Genomic DNA, 19274 nt, shown 5'->3' with positions numbered 1-19274 from the left:
GATTAGCTCCGCTCTGCGCGCTCTGCAATAACGCCAGACGCTTGTTCTTGAAGAATGTATACGATGTTCTTAGAACGTGTATTAAGCATGGCGTATAGCAAAGTCATCGGAATCGCGACTACTAGGCCAAGAACCGTTGTAACTAGTGCTGTTGAAATACCACCAGCCATTAGTTTCGGGTCGCCTGTACCAAACAAGGTAATTGCCTGGAAAGTATTAATCATACCGGTAACCGTACCAAGTAGACCCATAAGCGGTGCTACTACTGAGATAATCTTGATGATAGTAAGGTTACGCCCTAACTTAGGTACTTCACCTAAAATCGCTTCGGTAAGATGAAGCTCTAGTGCTTCAACATCAGCATTTGGATGCTCATCACGTACTTTAAGTACACGGCCTAGCGGGTTGTTAGTTTTAACTTCTTTGCTCTTAAGTTGCTTGTTCACTTTCATGCGAATAAGCGACAAGGTAATCAAACGCTCTATGGCTAGCAGTAAACCAAACGCACCAACGATAAGGATGATGTATCCAACCACGCCGCCTTGCTCTACACGCTCTTTCAGATTAGGCGCTTGAACTAACAAGCCTAGAATTGAACCACCGGTTGGGTCGATACCAAACTGTACAAGTTCACCGCTAGTCGATTCTTGAAGCTCTGCAGCAGAACTGTTGTAACGGTCAGCAGGCTGACGGATAAGTTCTGAAACCGTACCAGTCACACCGTTGTATTCAAGGTATTTACCGTCAGCAACTAATGCGAAAGGTCCTACGCGCACCACTTCTTTTGATACTTTCTGGCCACCCGCTTCAACTACGTCAGTAGTGAATTTGGTTACTTTACCTGACTCAGTCATTTCACGTTGCATTTCAAACCATACACGCTCAATTTCTTCGATAGAGGCAAGCTTTGAGCTAGAGCCCATGTCTTGTGCCATCTTATCTAAGAAGTCTGAACGGCCTGAGATTTGCGCCGATACTACTGAGTTATAGAATTTGTTTTTTGTATCGCCAGCAATTTGCTGTAGTACACCGAACAATTCTTTTAATGAACCTAAACGTGTATCTAGTGCGCCGTTAAGGTCAGCTAATTTGAATTCATTTTCTTCGAATTGCGTTTCAAGCTGCTCTGATTGAGCTAGCATTTGGTCACGACGAGCACGGGTGTCACGCAATACTTGATCTTGCTCAGCACGTTGAGCGATGAAATCGCGCTCACGTTGTTTGTTTTGCTCAGACTGGGCAAATTGACCTTCTTCTAGCTGCTTAAGCAGTGCATCAAGGTCCATTGCGCGGTCGTTCTGTGCTACTGCACCAGCGCTTAAGCTAAGGGCGACTAGGCCAAAAGCGATACGTTTTACTGAATTAAACATTCTCATCAACCTCTTAGTCTGTGATAGCCACTGGTAGCATTAATAAGTCTGGGGCAAGTTGTTTCTTCGCCATGCGCAGACCTTTGGTAATTTGTGTGCGGTAGCTACTGTCTAGCTCTTCCCACTGGCGAGTTTGCTTGTTCCAAACACCTTGTGAACTAGCATCACGAGTTTGATAAATAAGCGCTGTGCGACCTAAGCGTAAAAACTCTACGTCACGCTCTTGACCATTAATAGTATGCAAACCACTGTAAGCTTCCATGGTGCGGCCGTAGTCCATCTCAACTTGGTACGCTTCCATTACACGACGGAATTTTTCAGATGCGGCAACATCTGCGCGGTCCATCATGGCTTTCAAATCCATTACGCGATTTTTACGTTCTTCAGGAAGGAAAGGTACGTCTAGAGCAATGAACTGCTCCATGCCGTCAATCATGCGCATCATCAACGGGGTGATCTGACGCTCAACAACCGATACTTCATCAATAGCGGCGTTCAAATCATCCATTTCTTGTTCTTGGCTATTAATTTGCTTACGAAGTTGGGTGTTATAAACATCCAAACCTTCTATTTCTTTCATCAATGTTTTGAATTGCTGAAGTTTGCTGTCAATCTGATCGGTAATACCGTTGATTTTTTCCTGCGACTTCGCAGCAGATTCATTAATTTTCGCCGCCTCATCGATAACGGGATTTAGTACTTCATCGTCTTGTGCTAGTACAGGTGTCGCCACAAGCGCGCCTGCAATAAGCAAAGAATTGATAAGCTTCATACATTCAAACCTTTAAAGTTAAAAGAAATCGGGATTACCGACTATAAAATTCTGGGCGTAGGATAGGAGTTTTCCATGACAGTTTTATTACACAACCGTCACATTCAGTAGACTATCGTGCAATAAAAAGCCCGGATAATTCCGGGCTTTTTAAATTAGAAGTCGTACTTCACGCTAGCGCTAATGCCTGTGCCGACTGATTCACGGCGTAACAGTAGCCCTTCCTGTTCAATTTCTTTATCCTCGTTAAGGATATTTTGAAACTTAACCTTAATCGTAGTATTGAAATCTGGATAGTAGGTGTAAACAAAATCTAAAGAATGGAAAGGGTTTTCAATACCATCTTCAAATCCGCGAACACCTGGCGCAATAATACGTTCACCAAACGAGTTATACACCAATGAAGCCGAGTGCTCTCCATTGTCTGAATCCCAACCTAGTTGAAGGTTAGCAACCCACTCTGAATGGCCCACTAAACGACGCTGGTCATTAGTAATAGTCGCTGTAATAGTACCGCCATAAGCTTCACGAGCTTGCTGTGAGAACAAAGAGTCTTGATCACCGCTGCCAATAGTCACTTCTGAATCCGATACAGTCATGTTACCGGATATAAAGAAGTTGCTCATTGAATCGCTGACGAAGCTAAGGTCGTGTAAAAACTCGACTTCAAGCCCGTACAACTCACCTTCTTCACCGTTAGCGGTAAGTAACTGAGGTACACCCTCACCACCATCGAACTGAACCATCTCGATAGGGTTTTCCATGTCTTTATAGAATAAAGCTACAGATACGTTATTCCCCTGAGACATATACCATTCCCAGCGAACGTCTATGTTCATTAGCTCTGTTTCTACCAAAGATGGTGAGCCACGAACAAGGAATTCGGTAAGCGGATCGATAAAGAATGTGGTGCTGATATCACGTAAATCAGGACGAATTAACGTTTGGCTGATGTTGAAACGATACTGCATTTCATCATTAGCGATATACGTCAACGCGAATGAAGGTAGGATGTCATCTTCGTTGTAAATACTATCAACAATTTCATCTGTCTCTGCTGCAAACTCATTCGAGTGTTCAACATAAGGGACTGAAATTTGCTGGAACTCTTCCCAACGTGCGCCACCACTTAGACGCCATTTCTTATCGATAAAGGCATCTACCATCAAGTAACCGGCAGTCAATTTACTTGCTGCAGAATACTTATCACCTTCACCGGTATTGTCTTGGAATAACGAGCTACCGGTTGAGCTTGCGTAGAAGTCTGGGTTATTAATATTTTCTTCTGAGAAAATATCATACAGACGGTTACCCACTTTAAACTCATCATTGATACCAAAATGACGAATAGCTAAATCGATATTAACGGCATCACGAGTTTTCTCGTAATAGTCGAAACCCGCTTTAATTTCAATATCATACCCGTCTCCATAGAAGGGGGTAGAGACATTAAAACCATAAGTATCAGATTCATCTTGAAGGCTTTGATATTGACGGTTTAAGTTAGTCCCTGAAGTATCATCAATACGTTCAAGCTCTAACGCACCTGCGTCGTCATAAAATAACTGGTAAGTGACTTCCATAATATCTGGCGCTTCACGTGAGGCACGACTTGTACCTGCATACCAATCAAAGAATACACCGTTAGCAATGTCAAGGAAGTTGTGGGTTCCTTTCAACTGTGACGATACCATTTCACGCTCTTCGAAAATGATATCCATACGGCTAAATTCTTCAACGCCTACCGTTGTTTCACTGTCGTCGAAGTATTCGCCATCGCGCAGGCGGTCGCGCATGTCATGCAGCATCATATTAACAAGTTCAATTTTGTGGTTGCTATTTAACTCGTAGCCCACGTTGAACATGCCGCTCCAACGAACATTTTGCTCGGTAGAAATCATGTCACGATATTTAGTAAAGCGCGGATTATCTTGTCCGCCACCAATATCATTACCCAATTGCTCTTCGGTAATTGACCATTCATTACTGTAAGAAACCGTCGCGAGAAAACCCAATACACTGTCATCGTCAAACGTGTAACGATTACCTAAGGTTGCGCCAAAATTGAAGTCTGGGTCGGCAGACTTACTTTCAGGGCCAATATCCCAATTGAACGAATTTAGTATTTCTTGTGTTTGCGCTAACGTGCGTGAAGAATCACCTTCAAACCCATCTGAACCAGAAGCCGCTAGGTTCGATGCTATGATAGACGGTAAGGCACGTGTTCCATCATCTCGTCCAGTCCAATCGTCGCTTCCACCGTCGTAGAAAAAACCATCGTTACTGTTTTCTGAATTCCAACCTGCTCCACCGGACACACTGAAAACAAATTCAGTAGGGATAGATTTAGTGCGAATATTAACGTTACCGCCACCAAAATGACCAGGCATATTGGGCGAAAACGATTTTTGAACGTTCAAGCTTTCAATGATGCTTGAAGGGAATAAATCTAGCGGAACCACCGAACGCGTTGGATCAGGGCTAGGTACTGTCATACCATTTAACTGTGTACTTGAGTAACGTTCACCCAAACCACGAACGTAGATGAACTTGCCATCTACCAATGTCAATCCAGTTACACGGCGAAGTGCCGCCGCAGCATCACCATCACCGGTACGTGCAATTTGATCTGCACCCATGATATCGGCAACAAACGCTTGGTTTTGACGTTCTTGCATTACCGCTGTTGCTGTCCCTTTTAATCGGGTTCCTGTAGCAACAACTTCTTCAATCACTTCATCTTCTGATTGTTGCGCCATTGCCGTGGTAGACAATAAGCTTGAACCTAGAATAGTAGAAATGGCAAGCGTCAGACTACCTAACTTAAATATTGACGATTGATTATTTTTCATTATGGAAACTCCTATGGGACTGTGGTTAGGAAGACCTTTCAGCACAAAAGCTAAGGCGCGCAAGCGCCTTAGCTTCAATGAATGATGAAAGTTTATTAGTCTTCAAGACCTACAGTTACCCAGCCTAGCGTCCAGTTAGCTTCGCCATCGAATGCACCTTTATAATCTGTGCTATCGAAGAAGCTATCTAGCGTAGACGCGTCAAAACCAGAACCAAGTAACGCTGAATCACTGCTTGGAACATAACCGGTTGCATCATCGAAACTTAGCGCGTCAATGTCTGCTACAACGGTGTTACCGTCTTGTGCTTCAAACCATTCTTGGGTTGTTGCCGTACCAATTACGTCAGAACCAAATGCGCTGGTAGACTCACAAGCCACTGTAGAGTGAGTAACAGTAAGTGAAGCATCTGCTGCGTTTGCAATTGATTCATCACCGTTAACGCGTAGGCAGTTGCTGTAGTCAGCGCCGCCAGTTACTACTAAGTTCTTAATGGTTCCTGCGGTACCGTTACGAAGACGTACGCCGTTGGTATCTGTAGAACCAATAATGGTTACATTAGAAACAGTAGGCGTTGTTAGTGGTGTCCAAGTAGGGTTATCTTCGTTATTGTCAGCTTCAAATGCATTGTCGCCGCCATTAAGGCCCTGCTTGATAAGCACGTACTGTGCTTTACCCGTCCAACCGAAAGACCAATCTAGTGAGTCATCACCAATGGCAGTTAGAACTAGGTGACTAACGTTTACCGAGCCACCGAAGAACTCAACACCATCGTCTAAGTTTTCGTGCACTTGGATGAAGTCTACTTCTGTACCACTGCCAACACCTGCGAATGAGATACCGTTTAGTTCATCACCAGCAGCAAGTGCTTTACCTGCATGCTTAACAATAACGTAGCGGAAAGTACCAGAGCTATCTTCTGCATCAGCGCCGCCGTATAGACCAGCATCACCTTCAGCAGATACACCACATGATGCTAATTCCGCATCTGAGGTTGCGTCGTCGTCGCCTGTGTTACACAAGTTAGTAGGTGCATTACCTAAGATAACTAGGCCACCCCATTGACCGATAGTAGTTTCGCCACCCGTCATATCTTCAGATGAGGTGAAAGTGATAGGCAATGTTGCAGTACCAGACGCTTCCATTTTCGAACCGCGGCGTACTACTAAGAAATCGTCGCCATCTTCACCAAATACGGTAGTACCGCGTTGGATATAAAGCGTAGCGCTATCAGCGTTATCGTTACCTACAGCAGTGCGGCCTTTAATCAACCAATGAGCATCGTTGGTTAAAGAAACGTCTGCGGTAAAGATAGTATCAGCGGCTAGCTGATACACTGGCTTGTCAGTAATCGCGGCAAAGCTGCCTGAAACGTCAGTGGCCAAACCTTGCTCAAATGCGTTAGTCACATCAGAAGGAATTGAGTCGTTAACAGCAACAGTCCAACCGTCCATCCAGTTGTTTTCGCCGTCAAATGCACCGATGTAGTCAGTTGATGTGAAGAAATCACTTTCTGCAGACATGTCAACACCAGCGCCTAGCAATGGAGAACCAGAGCGAGGTGTGAAGCCATCGGTAGAAAGCATTAGTGCGTCAGCCGTTTGTACACTGTTTCCAGTTTGGCCAGTAAACCATGCTTCTGTTGAACCACCGCCGATTTCATCAGAACCGAAGTTGTCGTCAGTTTCACACGCAACTATTGAGTTTTCTACTGAAAGCGCACCAGACTCTGCATTCGCGATAGATTCAGCACCGTTAACACGTAGGCAATTTGAATAGCCTTCACCCGCAGTAACCACTACGTTACGCAGTGCACCTGCGGTACCATTACGTAGACGCACACCGTTTGTACCCTCGGCACCAACAATAGTTACGTTCGAGATAGTTGGGCTAGTAAGCGGCAACCACGCAGGGTTATCTTCGTTGTTATCCGCTTCGATAGCGTTATCGCCACCCGCAGCCGATTGCTGGATATAAACATTTTGTGCGTTACCAGTCCAACCAAATGACCAATCAAGTGAATCATCGCCAATATCAGTCAACACAATGTTACGAACGCTTACTGTACCACCGAAGAATTCAACTCCGTCATCTAGATTTTGGTGAACTTGGATAAATTCAACTTCAGTACCAGAACCAATACCTGCAAATGAAATTCCGTTTAACTCGTCACCTGCCGCTAATGCGCGACCTGCATGCTTAACAACAATATAGCGAAGCGTACCTGAGTTATCTTCAGCATCTGCACCACCGTAAAGCCCTGCATCACCTTCCGCTGCTACACCACATGCTGCTAATTCAGCGTCAGAGGTATCTGAATCGTCACCCGTGTTACATAAGTTAGTAGGTGCATTACCAAGAAGTACCAAACCACCCCATTGACCAATAGACGTTTCTTGACCTGTTAGGTCTTGAACCGACGTAAAGGTAATTGGCGCGTTGGCCGTACCCGCAGCTTCAATTTGAGAGCCACGACGCACTACTAAGAAGTCATCGCCTTCTTCACCGAAAACGGTTGTGCCTTGTTCAATGTAAAGTACCGCGTTGTCTGCGTTGTCGTTACCAACAGCTAAGCGACCTTTAATTAACCAGTAAGCATCGTTAGTTAATGTTACATCACTGGTTAGTGTTGTATCTTCAGCAAGTTCATAAACTGGCTTGTCAGTTAATTCTGGGAAGTTAGCTGATACATCTGTCGCAAGGCCTTGCTCGAAAGCAGTCTGAATATCAGTTGGGAATCCACCGTTTACACCAACCGTCCAGCCTGTAGTCCAGTCTTCACCAGCAGGGTCAAATGCGCCAATGTAGTTTCCACTGTTTGCTAAAGGCGAAGCTGACGTAGGGAAATACCCGTTATCTTCAAAAAGAAGTTCAGAAGGTGTTAGTACACTATTGCCGGTTTGGCCTTCGAACCACGCTTGCGTAGAATCGCCACTAATTTCATCTGAACCAAAGTTGTTTGCGGGGGTTTCACAAGCAACTACCGAGTTAGTGATTGAAAGCTCACCAGACTCTGCATTCGCGATTGACTCGTCGCCATTTACGCGCAGGCAGTTAGCCGCTAATGTAGAGCCGGTAACGACTACATTAGATAGCACCCCTGCTGTACCGTTACGTAAACGAACGCCGTTAGTACCGTCGGCGCTTACAATGGTTACGTTCGAAACAGTTGGCTTGGTAAGTGGTAACCATGAAGGGTTATCTTCATTGTTATCCGCTTCAATAGCGTTGTCACCACCGTCTGCAGATTGCTGAATATAAACGTTAGTTGCACTTCCCGTCCAACCGAAAGACCAATCTAGAGAATCGTCACCAATGTCTGTTAGCACTACATTGCTTACGCTAACCGTACCACCGAAAAATTCGATACCGTCATCAAGATTTTGGTGAACTTGAATGTGATTTACTGTTGTTTCAGAACCGATACCAGCAAATGAAATACCGTTTAGTTCATCACCAGACGCCAAGGCTTTACCAGCATGCTTAACAACAACATATTCTAGTGTACCAGAATCATCTTCTGCGTCGTTTCCGCCGTACAAGCCAGCATCACCTTCCGCAGACACACCACAAGACGCTAGTTCGTCGTCAGACGTTTGGTCATCGTCACCTGTGTTACAAAGGTTAGTGGGTGCATTACCTAGTAATACCACACCACCCCATTGACCAATTGATGTTTCTTCACCAGTAACGTCTTGAATAGATGTCATTACAATTGGCGCTGAAGATGAACCAGACGCTTCAATTTGTGAACCACGGCGTACTACTAAGAAGTCGTCACCGTCTTCACCGATAACGGTTGTACCTTCTTCAATGGTAAGTACTGTTGAATCGGCGTTGTCGTTACCAACTGCTGTACGCCCCTTAATGATCCAGTGCGCATCATTGGTTAACGTCATGTCTTGCGTTAACACTAAATCGTCATCTAAGCGATAAACAGGCTTATCAGTAATTGTAGAGAATTCGCTTGATGCATCAGTCGCCAAGCCTAATGAAAATGGCGTATCAACATCAGGGGTAGTTGGCGTAGTTGGGGTAGTCGGCGTGGTAGGAGTCGTTGGCGTTGCAACAACTTCGTCACCTTCATTAATATTTATATCGCCACCGCAACCTGCAAGAACAAGTGCAGTCGTGATTGCACTGATCTTAAAAACATTACGAATTTCCATTAAATTCTCCAGTTAGATCTTAGTTTGAATTTCAAAGTCCGGTAGAGATTAAATGAGAAGGGTGACATTTTTGTTACAAATGTACATTCAGGTAGAAATATTTGGAACTTTTGTAGATCGCCTTTAATGGCTTAAAGATTGTCTTGTTTTTTAATGGGTTGGAGTGAATTTTGAGTGTTACAGCAACTGGTTATATTGTTAGAAGGACTAATTTCTATCTCGAAACCACTTAGTTATGACGTTTTTATTACCAACGGTCACCGGTTCAGCATAATGCATAGTGTTAAAATTAGGCGCGCCGGTTTGGGTCAAATTATTCCATATCAGTGCTGCGCCTCGGCAGGGCTTTACCGACACGCCGATTTTTGTAAAGTGAGTATGCCCACCTTCCATGCTATCGTCTAAATAAATCATGCAAGTCCATGTCCGCTGCCCCCTTTTTTTGGCATGTTCTAGATACTGAGGAGTGCCTGGTGGGAAGAAATCAAAATGCGGTTTAAAATATTGCCCTTGCTTATAATGTTGCGCTTGAATCACCTCTTTTTCTCCTACGCCCAATCCTAAGAAGCTGACAATACGACTATCTATAGAGGTAACCAACGCGCTGTCCATGAAAGCGAGTTCGCAGGTTGAAGATGTTCTTATCCCCTTTGCAGAAGGCGCACCAGTCAGTTTAGAAGGGGTAAGTTTATTTGCGGAAAGACTAATGACATCTTGGCACTCCTGCCCAGATAAAAAGTTATCAACGCGATAAAGCTGAACTTCCTTTTCATCGCACAAACAGGTCACATTATTAATTGAAGGCTGATGTAAAAATGCGGGCGTTGCGAGCTTGCGATAAAACTCTACATCTCGGTCGAAAACATAGTTTGAAGGTAAATTACGGCCTAAAAGCCGACGAACTGTATCTGCATCAAACCCATTTAGCGTTAACTGCTCTGTAATCACGGGAAGTGCTGTGCCTGCGAGAAGGTTTTTAACTACCCAATTTTTCCAGCGTGATGAAACATGCTCCACGGTTATTCACCTGTTTGATACAAATTAATCGACCAACCTACGCTGCCTTAAGAGCATATCTTCACGAATTGGAAAGTACCCATCACGCGCGACTTGTTCTTGCCCTTGTTCAGATAGAATATAACGCAAAAACTCTCTTTCAAGGGTAGGCAGTGGCTCACCAGGTTTTTTGTTTATCACCAAATACAAGAAGCGCGAGAACGGATAAGACTCACTACGAACGTTATCTATGGTAAGTGGCACTAACGAATCTTTCGTTTCACCTAACGGCAGCGCCCGCACCCCTGCGGTTTTGTAACCATAGGCCGCATAACCCATAGCGCCTTTACCTGAGGCGACAGAAAGTACCACTGAAGCCGACCCAGGCTGCTCGTTTACCGTATTTCTAAAATCACCGTCACACATGGCTATGATTTTAAATAATCCATAGGTTCCTGATACCGAGTTTCGCCCGTACAAGCGAATTGGGGCGCGATAGCCATTAGCATCAATGCCTAACTCTGACCATTTATTGATTGGCCCATCCCCACCGCAAAATTGTGTTTGAGAAAAGATAGAATCGACTTGCTTCAGGGTAAGGCCTTGTAGCGGGTTTCTGCGTTCCACAAAAATAGCGATAGCATCCATCGCAACCTTAAGGACTAAAGGCGGGTAACCGTGCTTGCGGGTAAAATCGCGAATTTCACTAGGCTTTAATTCTCGGCTCATGGGGCCGATAGTGGCTGTACCTTCAATAAGCGCAGGGGGCGCAGTAGAAGACCCCGAGGCTTGAATTTGGAAACCCACCTGCGGATAGAGGGCTTTGAACTCTTGCGACCAAAAAGTCATTAAATTCGCGAGTGTGTCTGAACCTACCGAGGTGATCTTTCCTGCCACCCCAGGTTGGCGTTCATACTCTAGCTCATGGGTAGTTTCAGCCCCCAACGAGCCTGATACAAGAAGCAAAACGGCCACATTGCACGAGGCGATGAATTGCTTTATTCGCATTTAAATTTGCTCCGCAATTAACTCTTTATCAAGCACAAAGGAAAACTGACTGCCCTCACCTAAGGTACTGGCAATGTCTAAACGGGAATTGTGATGGCTAAGTACGTGCTTTACTATCGACAAGCCTAATCCTGAGCCACCAGTCTTGCGAGACCGTGCTTTATCGACACGGTAAAAACGCTCGGTAAGTCGATTAAGGTGATTAGACTCAATACCATCGCCATTATCATGAACGGCAAATTTAGCCCCTTCCTCGTCACCATGCCAATATACATGAATTTCTCCACCAGGTGGAGTGTAGTGCACGGCATTGAATACCAAGTTAGAACAAGCACTTCGCAATTCGGTTTCAACCCCAAATACTTTTAGTTCGGTATCAATATGAAATTCAATATGGTGCTGTTTTTCTTTATTAAGCGCCTGCGCTTCTCGCTCTATCTGAGACAGTACCGTAGGAATATTCACTACGTTTTCATAAATGCGTTCAGAGCTGGCCTCAATGCGAGACAACACTAATAAATCTTCAATCAAATTTTGCATACGATGAGTTTGCGCGGTCATTTCCTTCATGGCTTTTTGCATAAAAGGATCGGCCGACTCATCCACCGGCAAAATTTCTAAATACCCATTAATTACCGTAAGCGGCGTTCTTAATTCATGTGACACATTGGCGACAAAATCTTTACGCATGGCCTCTAACTGAGAAACACGGGTAATATCACGCGCAATTAATAAAAGGTGTTCGTCACCATAAGGCATAACCCGATATTCAAAGGTTTTATGCGGGTTAGTGGGTGATGGTACTTCAATAGGATATTTGAAATTTCCAGCATGGAAGTACTGAATAAACTCTGGGTGGCGTAGTAAATTATCGAGCCTTCTGCCCGCATCCTGTGGCCACTTCAAGCCCAAATCCAGCCGGGCTAAGCGGTTACACCAAATAATACATGCTTTTGAATCCACCACTACCGCGGCATCGGGTAAGGCTTCAGAGCCCTCACGAAATCGCTTCACGAGTTCACCTAGCTCTTTACGCTTATTTCTGTTTCTGCGCTGCAGGTAATAAATGCCTTCGTAAATATGTTCCCACACACCACGCACGGTGGGTGGTGACATTTTACGACTATGCCACAACCAGCGGTTAAGCTTGTATAAATGCCAATAGTTGAAGATAAGCAGCAAGGTGGCGCCAATGGCTACAGCAAATAACATGTCATTCATATACCAACCGATTAGCGCGAATACCAAAAGGTATAGCACTAGTCGAAGGGTACTTCTCAGCCATGAGAACGGGTAGTACATAGTGAATGCGCCCTGAAACAGTGAAACGCGGAGAGCGAAGAGACGCTATCGGCGTCTCTTATCCGCTGGGAATTTAGAGTTTGGTAGAGAAACGGTAACCGGCTCCACGCACGGTTTGAATCATAGCATCATGCCCATGACGAGAGATAGCTTTGCGTAAACGTCTGATATGCACATCAACGGTTCTATCTTCCACATATACATTCGTCCCCCAGACATTGTCGAGTAATAGCTCACGGCTATAAACGCGCTCTGGATGGGTCATGAAGAAGTGAAGAAGTTTAAACTCGGTTGGACCCATGTCTAACGGATCTTCATTGGCCATAACGCGATGAGACACAGGCTCAAGTTTCAAGCCGTTAAATTCAATAGGCTCTTCATTTGATGTAGGCGTTACTCGTCGCATCACCGCTTTTATTCGAGCAATAAGCTCTTTAGGTGAGAACGGTTTGGTGACGTAATCGTCAGCACCCGCATCAAGACCGCGAATTTTATCTTCTTCTTCGCCTCTTGCGGTAAGCATGATCACTGGGATATCACGAGTGAACTCATGTTGCTTTAAACTCTTGGCCAATTGAACGCCGCTTCCACCAGGTAGCATCCAATCGAGTAAGATTAAATCTGGGTAAGGTTCACATATTTTTTCTTGCGCTATATCGTAATCTTCGGCTTCAATAATATTAAAACCAGATTGCTCTAACACAAACTTAAGCATTTCACGGATGGGCGCTTCGTCCTCAACCACCAAAACTGTACGAGACATTATTATTTTCCTGCTCATCACAAAACGCCGCTATTATTAATGTGCACTGTGACACTTTTATTAAAACGATTACATTAATGTGTCAAGTTTTCTACAAAGATGGGTCGTATTTTCTTCATAGCGCTTGCTTGTTTATTCATACATTTACGCATATTCTTGGCAATGAAGGTAAAGTAAATTATAGACAGAGGAATGTTGTTCAATGGCGGCGGTAAAAACTGGGTTATCAAGAAAACTGCTGACACGAGTGCTCTCTGTATACTTCATTCTTACGCTTATTGTTACCGTTGGACAGATTTTTACCGAGTATCTAAGTACCAAAGATCATGTCGAAGACGAATTACAAACTTTAAAAAATACCTTCTCAACCAGCTTAACCCGTGCCCTGTGGGAATTGAACAGCGAACAAGCTAGCTCAATAGCAGAGGGGTTATTAGAACTTCCTATTGTTGAAGGTGTACAAGTTAGGGATGAAAATGGCAATCAAATTGCCGACTACGGTTTAAGCATTCAGCGTCCCCGCTCTCCTATCGAAGAAGAACTTATTGAAGACCACCCGGGTGGGATTTTCAGTTATAGCTTTCCATTAATATTTAAATTTTCAGGACGAGAATCGACCGTAGGCGATGTAACGCTCTACTCAAGTTTCGATACTATTTTTGGCCGTATCGAAATTGGCATCTTTTTTCTTATTGGAAATGCGTTAATAAAAACCACCTTTTTGGTGTTTCTTTTTATGACCGCGTTTCGCACCATGTTGTCCGAACCCTTGGCTGAAATAATTCATCAAATGGAAGGATTTGATCCGCTTCATCCCGATGAAAGCAAGCTTTCAGTCAAAATAAGTGACGATAATGAGTTATTGCAATTAAAAGAATCGTACAACAATGTTATCGACGATTTAATCGTATCTAATGGTAAGTTGACCAATGCTCAAAGCCAGCTATCGCATGCCAATAAAAAGCTAGACGATCAGAATCTTATTTTAGAGCAAGAAGTCGCTAAGAAAACCTCTTCGCTTTCTCAAATTATGCTTAGCCTTGAACAACAAAAAGACGAGCTTATCGCAAATCAAAGAGAGCTTCGTCAAGAGAATGAAAATAGGCAGTATATAGAAGATGAGCTTCGCAAAAAAAATGCGGAGTTAGCGAATTCAATGGGAAATTTACAACTCACCAAAGACCAATTGGTCGAATCTGAGCGCATGGCCTCTCTTGGCGGTTTGGTAGCTGGGATTACCCATGACGTAAATACACCACTTGGCGTTGGCGTAACTGCCGCCAGCTTTTTGCAAGAGCGACTTAATAACTTAAAAACGAGTTTTGAAGAAAAAAGCCTGACTACAAAAAACATGGAAAACTTCATTAATGAAGCAGAACAAACGGCTAATCTCCTGTTAACTAACTTAAACAGAGCATCTGAGCTTATCGCCAGCTTCAAACAAGTGGCGGTGGATCAAACCAGCGAAACTGAACGAGAGATAAACCTTAACGATTACATTCGTGACATCATTAAATCACTTAAGCCAAGCTTCAAGCATAATAATCATGAAATAGTGGTTAGTTGCCCTGAAGATCTTTATATTCGCTGTGCACCAGGGGCCATTGCCCAAATTGTGACGAACATGATTGTGAACTCTTTAGTGCATGGTTTTGAAGACACTAACGATGGCAAAATAACGTTAGATGTGAGTACGGATAACAACACCATAGAAATGCGTTACCGTGACAACGGGAAAGGCTTGTCTAATGATGATTTAGATAAGTTGTTTGACGCCTTCTTTACGACTAAGCGAGGAGAAGGCGGCAGCGGGCTTGGCACACACATTATGTACAACCTTGTTACTCAGTCTTTATCTGGCCACATTGAAGCGCAAAGCAAACCTGGCGATGGCCTCCAATATACCATTCGCTTTCCCATGAAGGGCAAACCGGCTTAACAAAAAATCTCTATAGCTCCCGTACTATATCCGTTGCACCGCATTCGCTAGCTTGGTACGCTTGCCCACCATTTTTAAAAGAGATAGCCTCAAATGTGGTTTAAAAATATAAAAGCCTACCAAATTACACAGCCACTTTCCCTTGACGATGACGACCTAGAGCGCGTGCTAAGCGAGCAAGCCTTCCGTCCTTGTAAGAGTCAAGACTTGGCCACTATGGGCTTTGCCTCCCCTTTCTCCCAAGCCGGCAAACAAGGCACTATGTTTCAGCGTGTTGGGCAACGTTACTGGCTTACCGTTAAGAAGCAAGAAAAGCTACTTCCCGCCGCGGTAATTAATGCCGAACTGGACGACATGGTTGCCAAAATTGAAATGGAAACCGGTTCGCCTGTCGGTAAAAAGGCTAAAGCCGATCTTAAGCAGGAAATTCAAACTCGCTTGTTGCCTCAAGCGTTTACTAAAAACACTTACACCCATGGGTTTATTTCGTTAGAAGATAACCTTGTGGCTGTTGATGCCTCTGCCGATGGCAAAGCTGAAGCCTTTTTGGCCCTAGTTCGAAAAGCCATTGGCTCACTACCGGTTGTGCCTTTAGCCCGCCACAGTTTGCAGTCTGAACTGACTCACTGGCTGACTGACTCAGCGCCAGATGGCATAGCACTACTTGAAGAAGCCGAGTTCAAATCTACAGATGATGCTGGCAGTATTATTCGCTGTAAAAACCAGCCGCTTGATAGTGATGAAATCACGATTCATTTGGATGCAGGTAAGCTGGTACAAAAAGTGGCGTTTGAATATCAAGATACCCTAACGGCAGTTATTGCTGAAGATGGCTCGTTAAAGCGTATTAAGTTTACCGATAGATTAAAAGAAGAGACTGAAGACATTCCTAAAGACCAAATTGAAGCACGCCTAGATGCTGAATTTGCGTTAATGTCTGCAGAGCTTTGTACTTTGCTAAACTTCTTGCGTGAAACGCTCAACTTGAATGACGCTAACACCTAAACCGTGTTTAACTAGCGTGAAATTAATACGTGTTGAGCAGTGCCCCATGGGTATTGCTCAACATTTTGTTTATCTTTGCCACCCGTTAGTTACCCGCTTCACCTCTAATCACTTGCCTGCCAGCTGCCTTTACAGCACCGGGTAGTGGATAATATTAATAAACTGGGTTTCCCCACTTTCATCTTTATAGCCATGCGCTTGATCGGCATCTATTAAATACTGCTCGCCGGCTTTGATGGTTTTACACTCATTACCTTGCCACAAGGTTAACCTGCCTCCAATGCAATGAATATGTTCAGTAACCCCACTTTGATGGGCCGTAGAGCGTTGCTCATGAAAATGCGTTAAGGTAATTTCAAACACCTCAAAACCTTTGTTTACATCAAACGGAAAAAGGGTTTTCACTTGCATGTTTGGGTCGTGAATAAAGCCGTGATTAACATCGAATTCAGATTGTGCGTTTGCCGCAATAAAGGAGGAAAACGAAGCATTCAACCCAGTCGCAATTTTCCACAAGGTAGCGATAGTAGGGCTTGACTCTTGCCGCTCTATTTGGCCTAACATGGCTTTAGACACACCGGTTAACGTGGCGGCTTTATCAAGAGACAAGCCCATATCACCACGCAACTGCTTTAAACGCGCAGAAATACTTAACGAAAAGTCTCCCGCCTGTAGTGCATCGCTATTGGTCTTCATCATTTACTGCTTCTTGTCACATTCTTACAAATAGAGTCGATTTAGCATTTTAATGCAAAACGCCTTGTGCGCTATAACGCACAAGTGTAGAGTTAACTTATTGTGTACGTTATAACGCACACAGTATGAAGTAGTTTAGGTTTAGGTTCAAATGGTTGGGGCAAAGATGAAATCAGAATGGCAGATTAGCCACATTTCTTCAGGATTAACGGCAGTCACCGTTGGCTATAGCAGTGCTGTTGTTATTGTTATTGATGTTGCCCGTAAAGCGGGGGCAAGCCCTGATATGGTCATTAGTTGGCTTCTCGCCTTAGGCCTAGGCATGGGCATTTCCTGTATTTTCTATTCTTGGCTAATGAAAATGCCTGTCGTCACCGCCTGGTCGACCCCTGGTGCGGCCTTTTTATTAGGTAGCGTGGAGCAGTACACCCTTCCTGAGAGTATTGGCGCCTTTATTATCTGCGCAGTGCTTTCGCTGGTTACCGCGCAAAGTCGCAGTTTGCTCAATCAAATAAGCCGCATTCCGGCTAGTATCTCATCGGCGCTACTGGCAGGTATTCTATTGCCTATCTGTATATCGATATTCACTGATGTAGAACAACACCCCTATATTGTTGCCAGTTTTCTGGCTATCTATCTTGTTGGAAGCCGATTTTTCCCTCGCTACCTTATGTTGTGTTTACTGGCTGTTTCTATTGTCACTAGTAGCTTCTTAAACGGTGAAATCCCGTTAACTCTCTCACTACCCACTCCCGTGTGGGTCAGCCCTGAGTTTTCAGTTACCGCCGCCATTGGGCTTGCCGTTCCTTTGTACATTATTACTACCCTTTCTCAGAATTTACCCGGCATTGCGATACACCATTCCCATGGTTACCACCCCGACCATAAAACAGTGCTAAGTGGCATTGCCATATTGCAGGGGGTGCTAGCGCCATTTGGCGGGTTCACGTTCAATCTTGCGGCAATAACCGCGGCCTTGTGCATGGGGGAAGAAGCAGATAAAGATAAAAGTCAGCGTTATAAAGCGGCCATCGCCGCAGGTATTGGTTACCTATTTATGGGGCTACTTGCGTCTGTTGTGGTGGTTTTGTTCGTTTCAATGCCCCCGATTGTAGTGCATTTACTGGCAGGTCTTGCGCTGCTGTCTACCTTGCAAGCCGCCTTGGTCAAAACCGTAGAGAGCGACAAATACCGTCACGCTGCCTTGGTCACTTTTTTATGTACGGCATCAGGCTTTAGTCTTCTATCCATCACGTCAGCGGTGTGGGGCCTTTTACTTGGCTTATTGTTAATGTTGGTTGAAAGCAACAAACAAAAAAGCCGAACATAAGTTCGGCTTCAGATAATCCTGCTTTACTAACATTATGCTAGTAAGGTGTTAGGCAAATATTTGTTTCGCCGCACCGGCAAGATCGGCAAATTCATCTGAGTGAAGTATCGCCACATCATCAATAACATCACGCTGTATGGCTAAGTTCAAAACCGCGTCTTTTTGACTGTCCATTGCGCCAGAAACGGCAGCGCCAACACGAACGAAATCTATGTAGGTAACCTGTTCAGGTATATAGCTCAAATCTTTCCAGCATTTGGCTACACTCACAAACTCTTCACCAAAGCCCCATTCTCGCATGATGCTAGCGCCAATTCGGCCCGCTAGCTTGTCGATGGCCACTTCTAAAAAGGTTGGATTCGCAAACACTTCAGGATGTCTTTCTGCTTCGGTCAGGATAGGCAATACGCCAATGTTATGGGTTAACGCTGTTAGCGTCATAATATCCATACTCATTTCACGCTTTTTCGTGCGCGCGATATAAAGCTGCATTACCGCCATTGAATTAGCCACGATATTAACGGTATTCGCCCACTCTTTTTGTAGATAGGCACTCACTACATCATTTTTAGAAACGAACAGCTGTTCCATGGCAAGCGCGGTTGAAATATTTTTGATTTGGCGTAACCCAATACGAGTTACCGCTTGGCTGATAGAATTTACTTTTATACTCCGGCCCATGTAAGCGCTGTTCGCAATTTTAATCATTCTTGCGCTTAGCGAGGGGTCTTGTCCGATAACATCACCCATAGCACTTAGGTTGATATTAGGATCATCCGCTGACTTTCTCACTTTTAAAGCAATAGCCGGTAACGTAGGAAGTACGAGTGTGTCGTTTGTTATTTTTTCAACAAGAATTGTTGAGAGCGCATTTTGTGTAGACATATACCTACCCTTAGATATGTTTCAAATAGCCACTAAAAGGCAATGAATTTAAGATACCCGCGGTTACACTGTAATCCTTGTTTGCGAGTAAATGACCAAGTTGCAGTTGCTCAGAGACTTACTATTCCACTATACGCTACACATATGAAAAGCATAGCTTTATGATAGCAGGAAATCATATTCCCCT

The 19274-nt window shown here is 44.3% G+C and carries 13 protein-coding genes; 3 read left to right on the top strand and 10 right to left on the bottom strand.

Translation table 11 applies throughout. The features are described 5' to 3' along the window. Nucleotides 1–2 precede the first annotated feature (2 nt). The 8 genes from J5X92_RS07980 to phoB all read right to left on the bottom strand — a co-directional run bounded on the left by J5X92_RS07980 (nt 3) and on the right by phoB (nt 13232). On the bottom strand, nt 3–1370 hold the full coding sequence (locus J5X92_RS07980) for a MotA/TolQ/ExbB proton channel family protein (RefSeq protein WP_208805326.1): 1368 nt from the start codon (nt 1368–1370) through the stop codon (nt 3–5). 13 nt (nt 1371–1383) lie between these two features. Continuing rightward, nucleotides 1384–2142: a DUF3450 domain-containing protein gene (locus J5X92_RS07975; RefSeq protein ID WP_129736551.1), complete on the bottom strand. Its 759-nt coding sequence runs from the start codon at nt 2140–2142 to the stop codon at nt 1384–1386. 155 nt (nt 2143–2297) lie between these two features. Beyond that, on the bottom strand, nt 2298–4994 hold the full coding sequence (locus J5X92_RS07970; RefSeq protein ID WP_013785416.1) for a TonB-dependent receptor: 2697 nt from the start codon (nt 4992–4994) through the stop codon (nt 2298–2300). Nucleotides 4995–5089: 95 nt separating this feature from the next. Continuing rightward, complete coding sequence (locus tag J5X92_RS07965) at nt 5090–9163, bottom strand: hypothetical protein (RefSeq protein ID WP_208805324.1); 4074 nt, start codon at nt 9161–9163, stop codon at nt 5090–5092. 207 nt (nt 9164–9370) lie between these two features. Continuing rightward, nucleotides 9371–10180, bottom strand: a complete 810-nt coding sequence (locus J5X92_RS21415; protein WP_208805323.1) for a 2OG-Fe(II) oxygenase — start codon at nt 10178–10180, stop codon at nt 9371–9373. A gap of 24 nt (nt 10181–10204) precedes the next feature. Then, nucleotides 10205–11167 carry a phosphate ABC transporter substrate-binding protein gene (locus J5X92_RS07955; RefSeq protein ID WP_126872467.1) on the bottom strand — a complete coding sequence of 321 codons (963 nt, stop codon included), beginning with the start codon at nt 11165–11167 and terminating at the stop codon, nt 10205–10207. Beyond that, nucleotides 11168–12469, bottom strand: a complete 1302-nt coding sequence (gene phoR, locus J5X92_RS07950) for a phosphate regulon sensor histidine kinase PhoR (RefSeq protein ID WP_013785420.1) — start codon at nt 12467–12469, stop codon at nt 11168–11170. It abuts the gene before it with no gap. A 73-nt stretch (nt 12470–12542) separates the two neighbouring features. Beyond that, nucleotides 12543–13232, bottom strand: coding sequence for a phosphate regulon transcriptional regulator PhoB (gene phoB, locus J5X92_RS07945; protein ID WP_013785421.1), 690 nt, complete (start codon nt 13230–13232; stop codon nt 12543–12545). Between the two features lie 202 nt (nt 13233–13434). Between phoB and J5X92_RS07940 the strand changes: the two genes are divergently transcribed. Further along, entirely contained in the window at nt 13435–15171 is a 1737-nt protein-coding gene (locus J5X92_RS07940; RefSeq protein ID WP_208805321.1) for an ATP-binding protein, read from the top strand. A gap of 93 nt (nt 15172–15264) precedes the next feature. Further along, on the top strand, nt 15265–16176 hold the full coding sequence (gene rdgC, locus J5X92_RS07935; RefSeq protein WP_126872465.1) for a recombination-associated protein RdgC: 912 nt from the start codon (nt 15265–15267) through the stop codon (nt 16174–16176). Nucleotides 16177–16305: 129 nt separating this feature from the next. Here the strand turns inward: rdgC and J5X92_RS07930 are convergent, their stop codons facing one another. After that, complete coding sequence (locus tag J5X92_RS07930) at nt 16306–16875, bottom strand: XRE family transcriptional regulator (RefSeq protein WP_126872464.1); 570 nt, start codon at nt 16873–16875, stop codon at nt 16306–16308. Nucleotides 16876–17038: 163 nt separating this feature from the next. Between J5X92_RS07930 and J5X92_RS07925 the strand changes: the two genes are divergently transcribed. Beyond that, nucleotides 17039–18202 (top strand): benzoate/H(+) symporter BenE family transporter, encoded by a 1164-nt coding sequence (locus tag J5X92_RS07925; RefSeq protein WP_126872463.1) that lies wholly within the window; start codon nt 17039–17041, stop codon nt 18200–18202. 48 nt (nt 18203–18250) lie between these two features. On the opposite strand, the gene J5X92_RS07920 is transcribed toward J5X92_RS07925, so the two are convergent. Further along, a complete protein-coding gene (locus J5X92_RS07920; protein ID WP_126872462.1) occupies nt 18251–19087 on the bottom strand; it encodes an HDOD domain-containing protein in 837 nt (278 codons plus the stop codon). Nucleotides 19088–19274: the final 187 nt, after the last annotated feature.

Source organism: Alteromonas sp. K632G (assembly GCF_017653625.1).
GTDB classification, from domain to species: domain Bacteria; phylum Pseudomonadota; class Gammaproteobacteria; order Enterobacterales; family Alteromonadaceae; genus Alteromonas; species Alteromonas naphthalenivorans.
The sequence above is the reverse complement of the archived record's forward strand: the minus strand, read 5'-3'. Positions and strand labels throughout refer to the sequence as shown.

What these genes read in the sequence shown, in the direction of transcription:
- J5X92_RS07980 (WP_208805326.1), bottom strand. Translation starts at nt 1,370, where the DNA reads ATGTTTAATTCAGTAAAACGTATCGCTTTTGGCCTAGTCGCCCTTAGC.
- J5X92_RS07975 (WP_129736551.1), bottom strand. Translation starts at nt 2,142, where the DNA reads ATGAAGCTTATCAATTCTTTGCTTATTGCAGGCGCGCTTGTGGCGACA.
- J5X92_RS07970 (WP_013785416.1), bottom strand. Translation starts at nt 4,994, where the DNA reads ATGAAAAATAATCAATCGTCAATATTTAAGTTAGGTAGTCTGACGCTT.
- J5X92_RS07965 (WP_208805324.1), bottom strand. Translation starts at nt 9,163, where the DNA reads ATGGAAATTCGTAATGTTTTTAAGATCAGTGCAATCACGACTGCACTT.
- J5X92_RS07955 (WP_126872467.1), bottom strand. Translation starts at nt 11,167, where the DNA reads ATGCGAATAAAGCAATTCATCGCCTCGTGCAATGTGGCCGTTTTGCTT.
- phoR (WP_013785420.1), bottom strand. Translation starts at nt 12,469, where the DNA reads ATGTACTACCCGTTCTCATGGCTGAGAAGTACCCTTCGACTAGTGCTA.
- phoB (WP_013785421.1), bottom strand. Translation starts at nt 13,232, where the DNA reads ATGTCTCGTACAGTTTTGGTGGTTGAGGACGAAGCGCCCATCCGTGAA.
- J5X92_RS07940 (WP_208805321.1), top strand. Translation starts at nt 13,435, where the DNA reads ATGGCGGCGGTAAAAACTGGGTTATCAAGAAAACTGCTGACACGAGTG.
- rdgC (WP_126872465.1), top strand. Translation starts at nt 15,265, where the DNA reads ATGTGGTTTAAAAATATAAAAGCCTACCAAATTACACAGCCACTTTCC.
- J5X92_RS07930 (WP_126872464.1), bottom strand. Translation starts at nt 16,875, where the DNA reads ATGATGAAGACCAATAGCGATGCACTACAGGCGGGAGACTTTTCGTTA.
- J5X92_RS07925 (WP_126872463.1), top strand. Translation starts at nt 17,039, where the DNA reads ATGAAATCAGAATGGCAGATTAGCCACATTTCTTCAGGATTAACGGCA.
- J5X92_RS07920 (WP_126872462.1), bottom strand. Translation starts at nt 19,087, where the DNA reads ATGTCTACACAAAATGCGCTCTCAACAATTCTTGTTGAAAAAATAACA.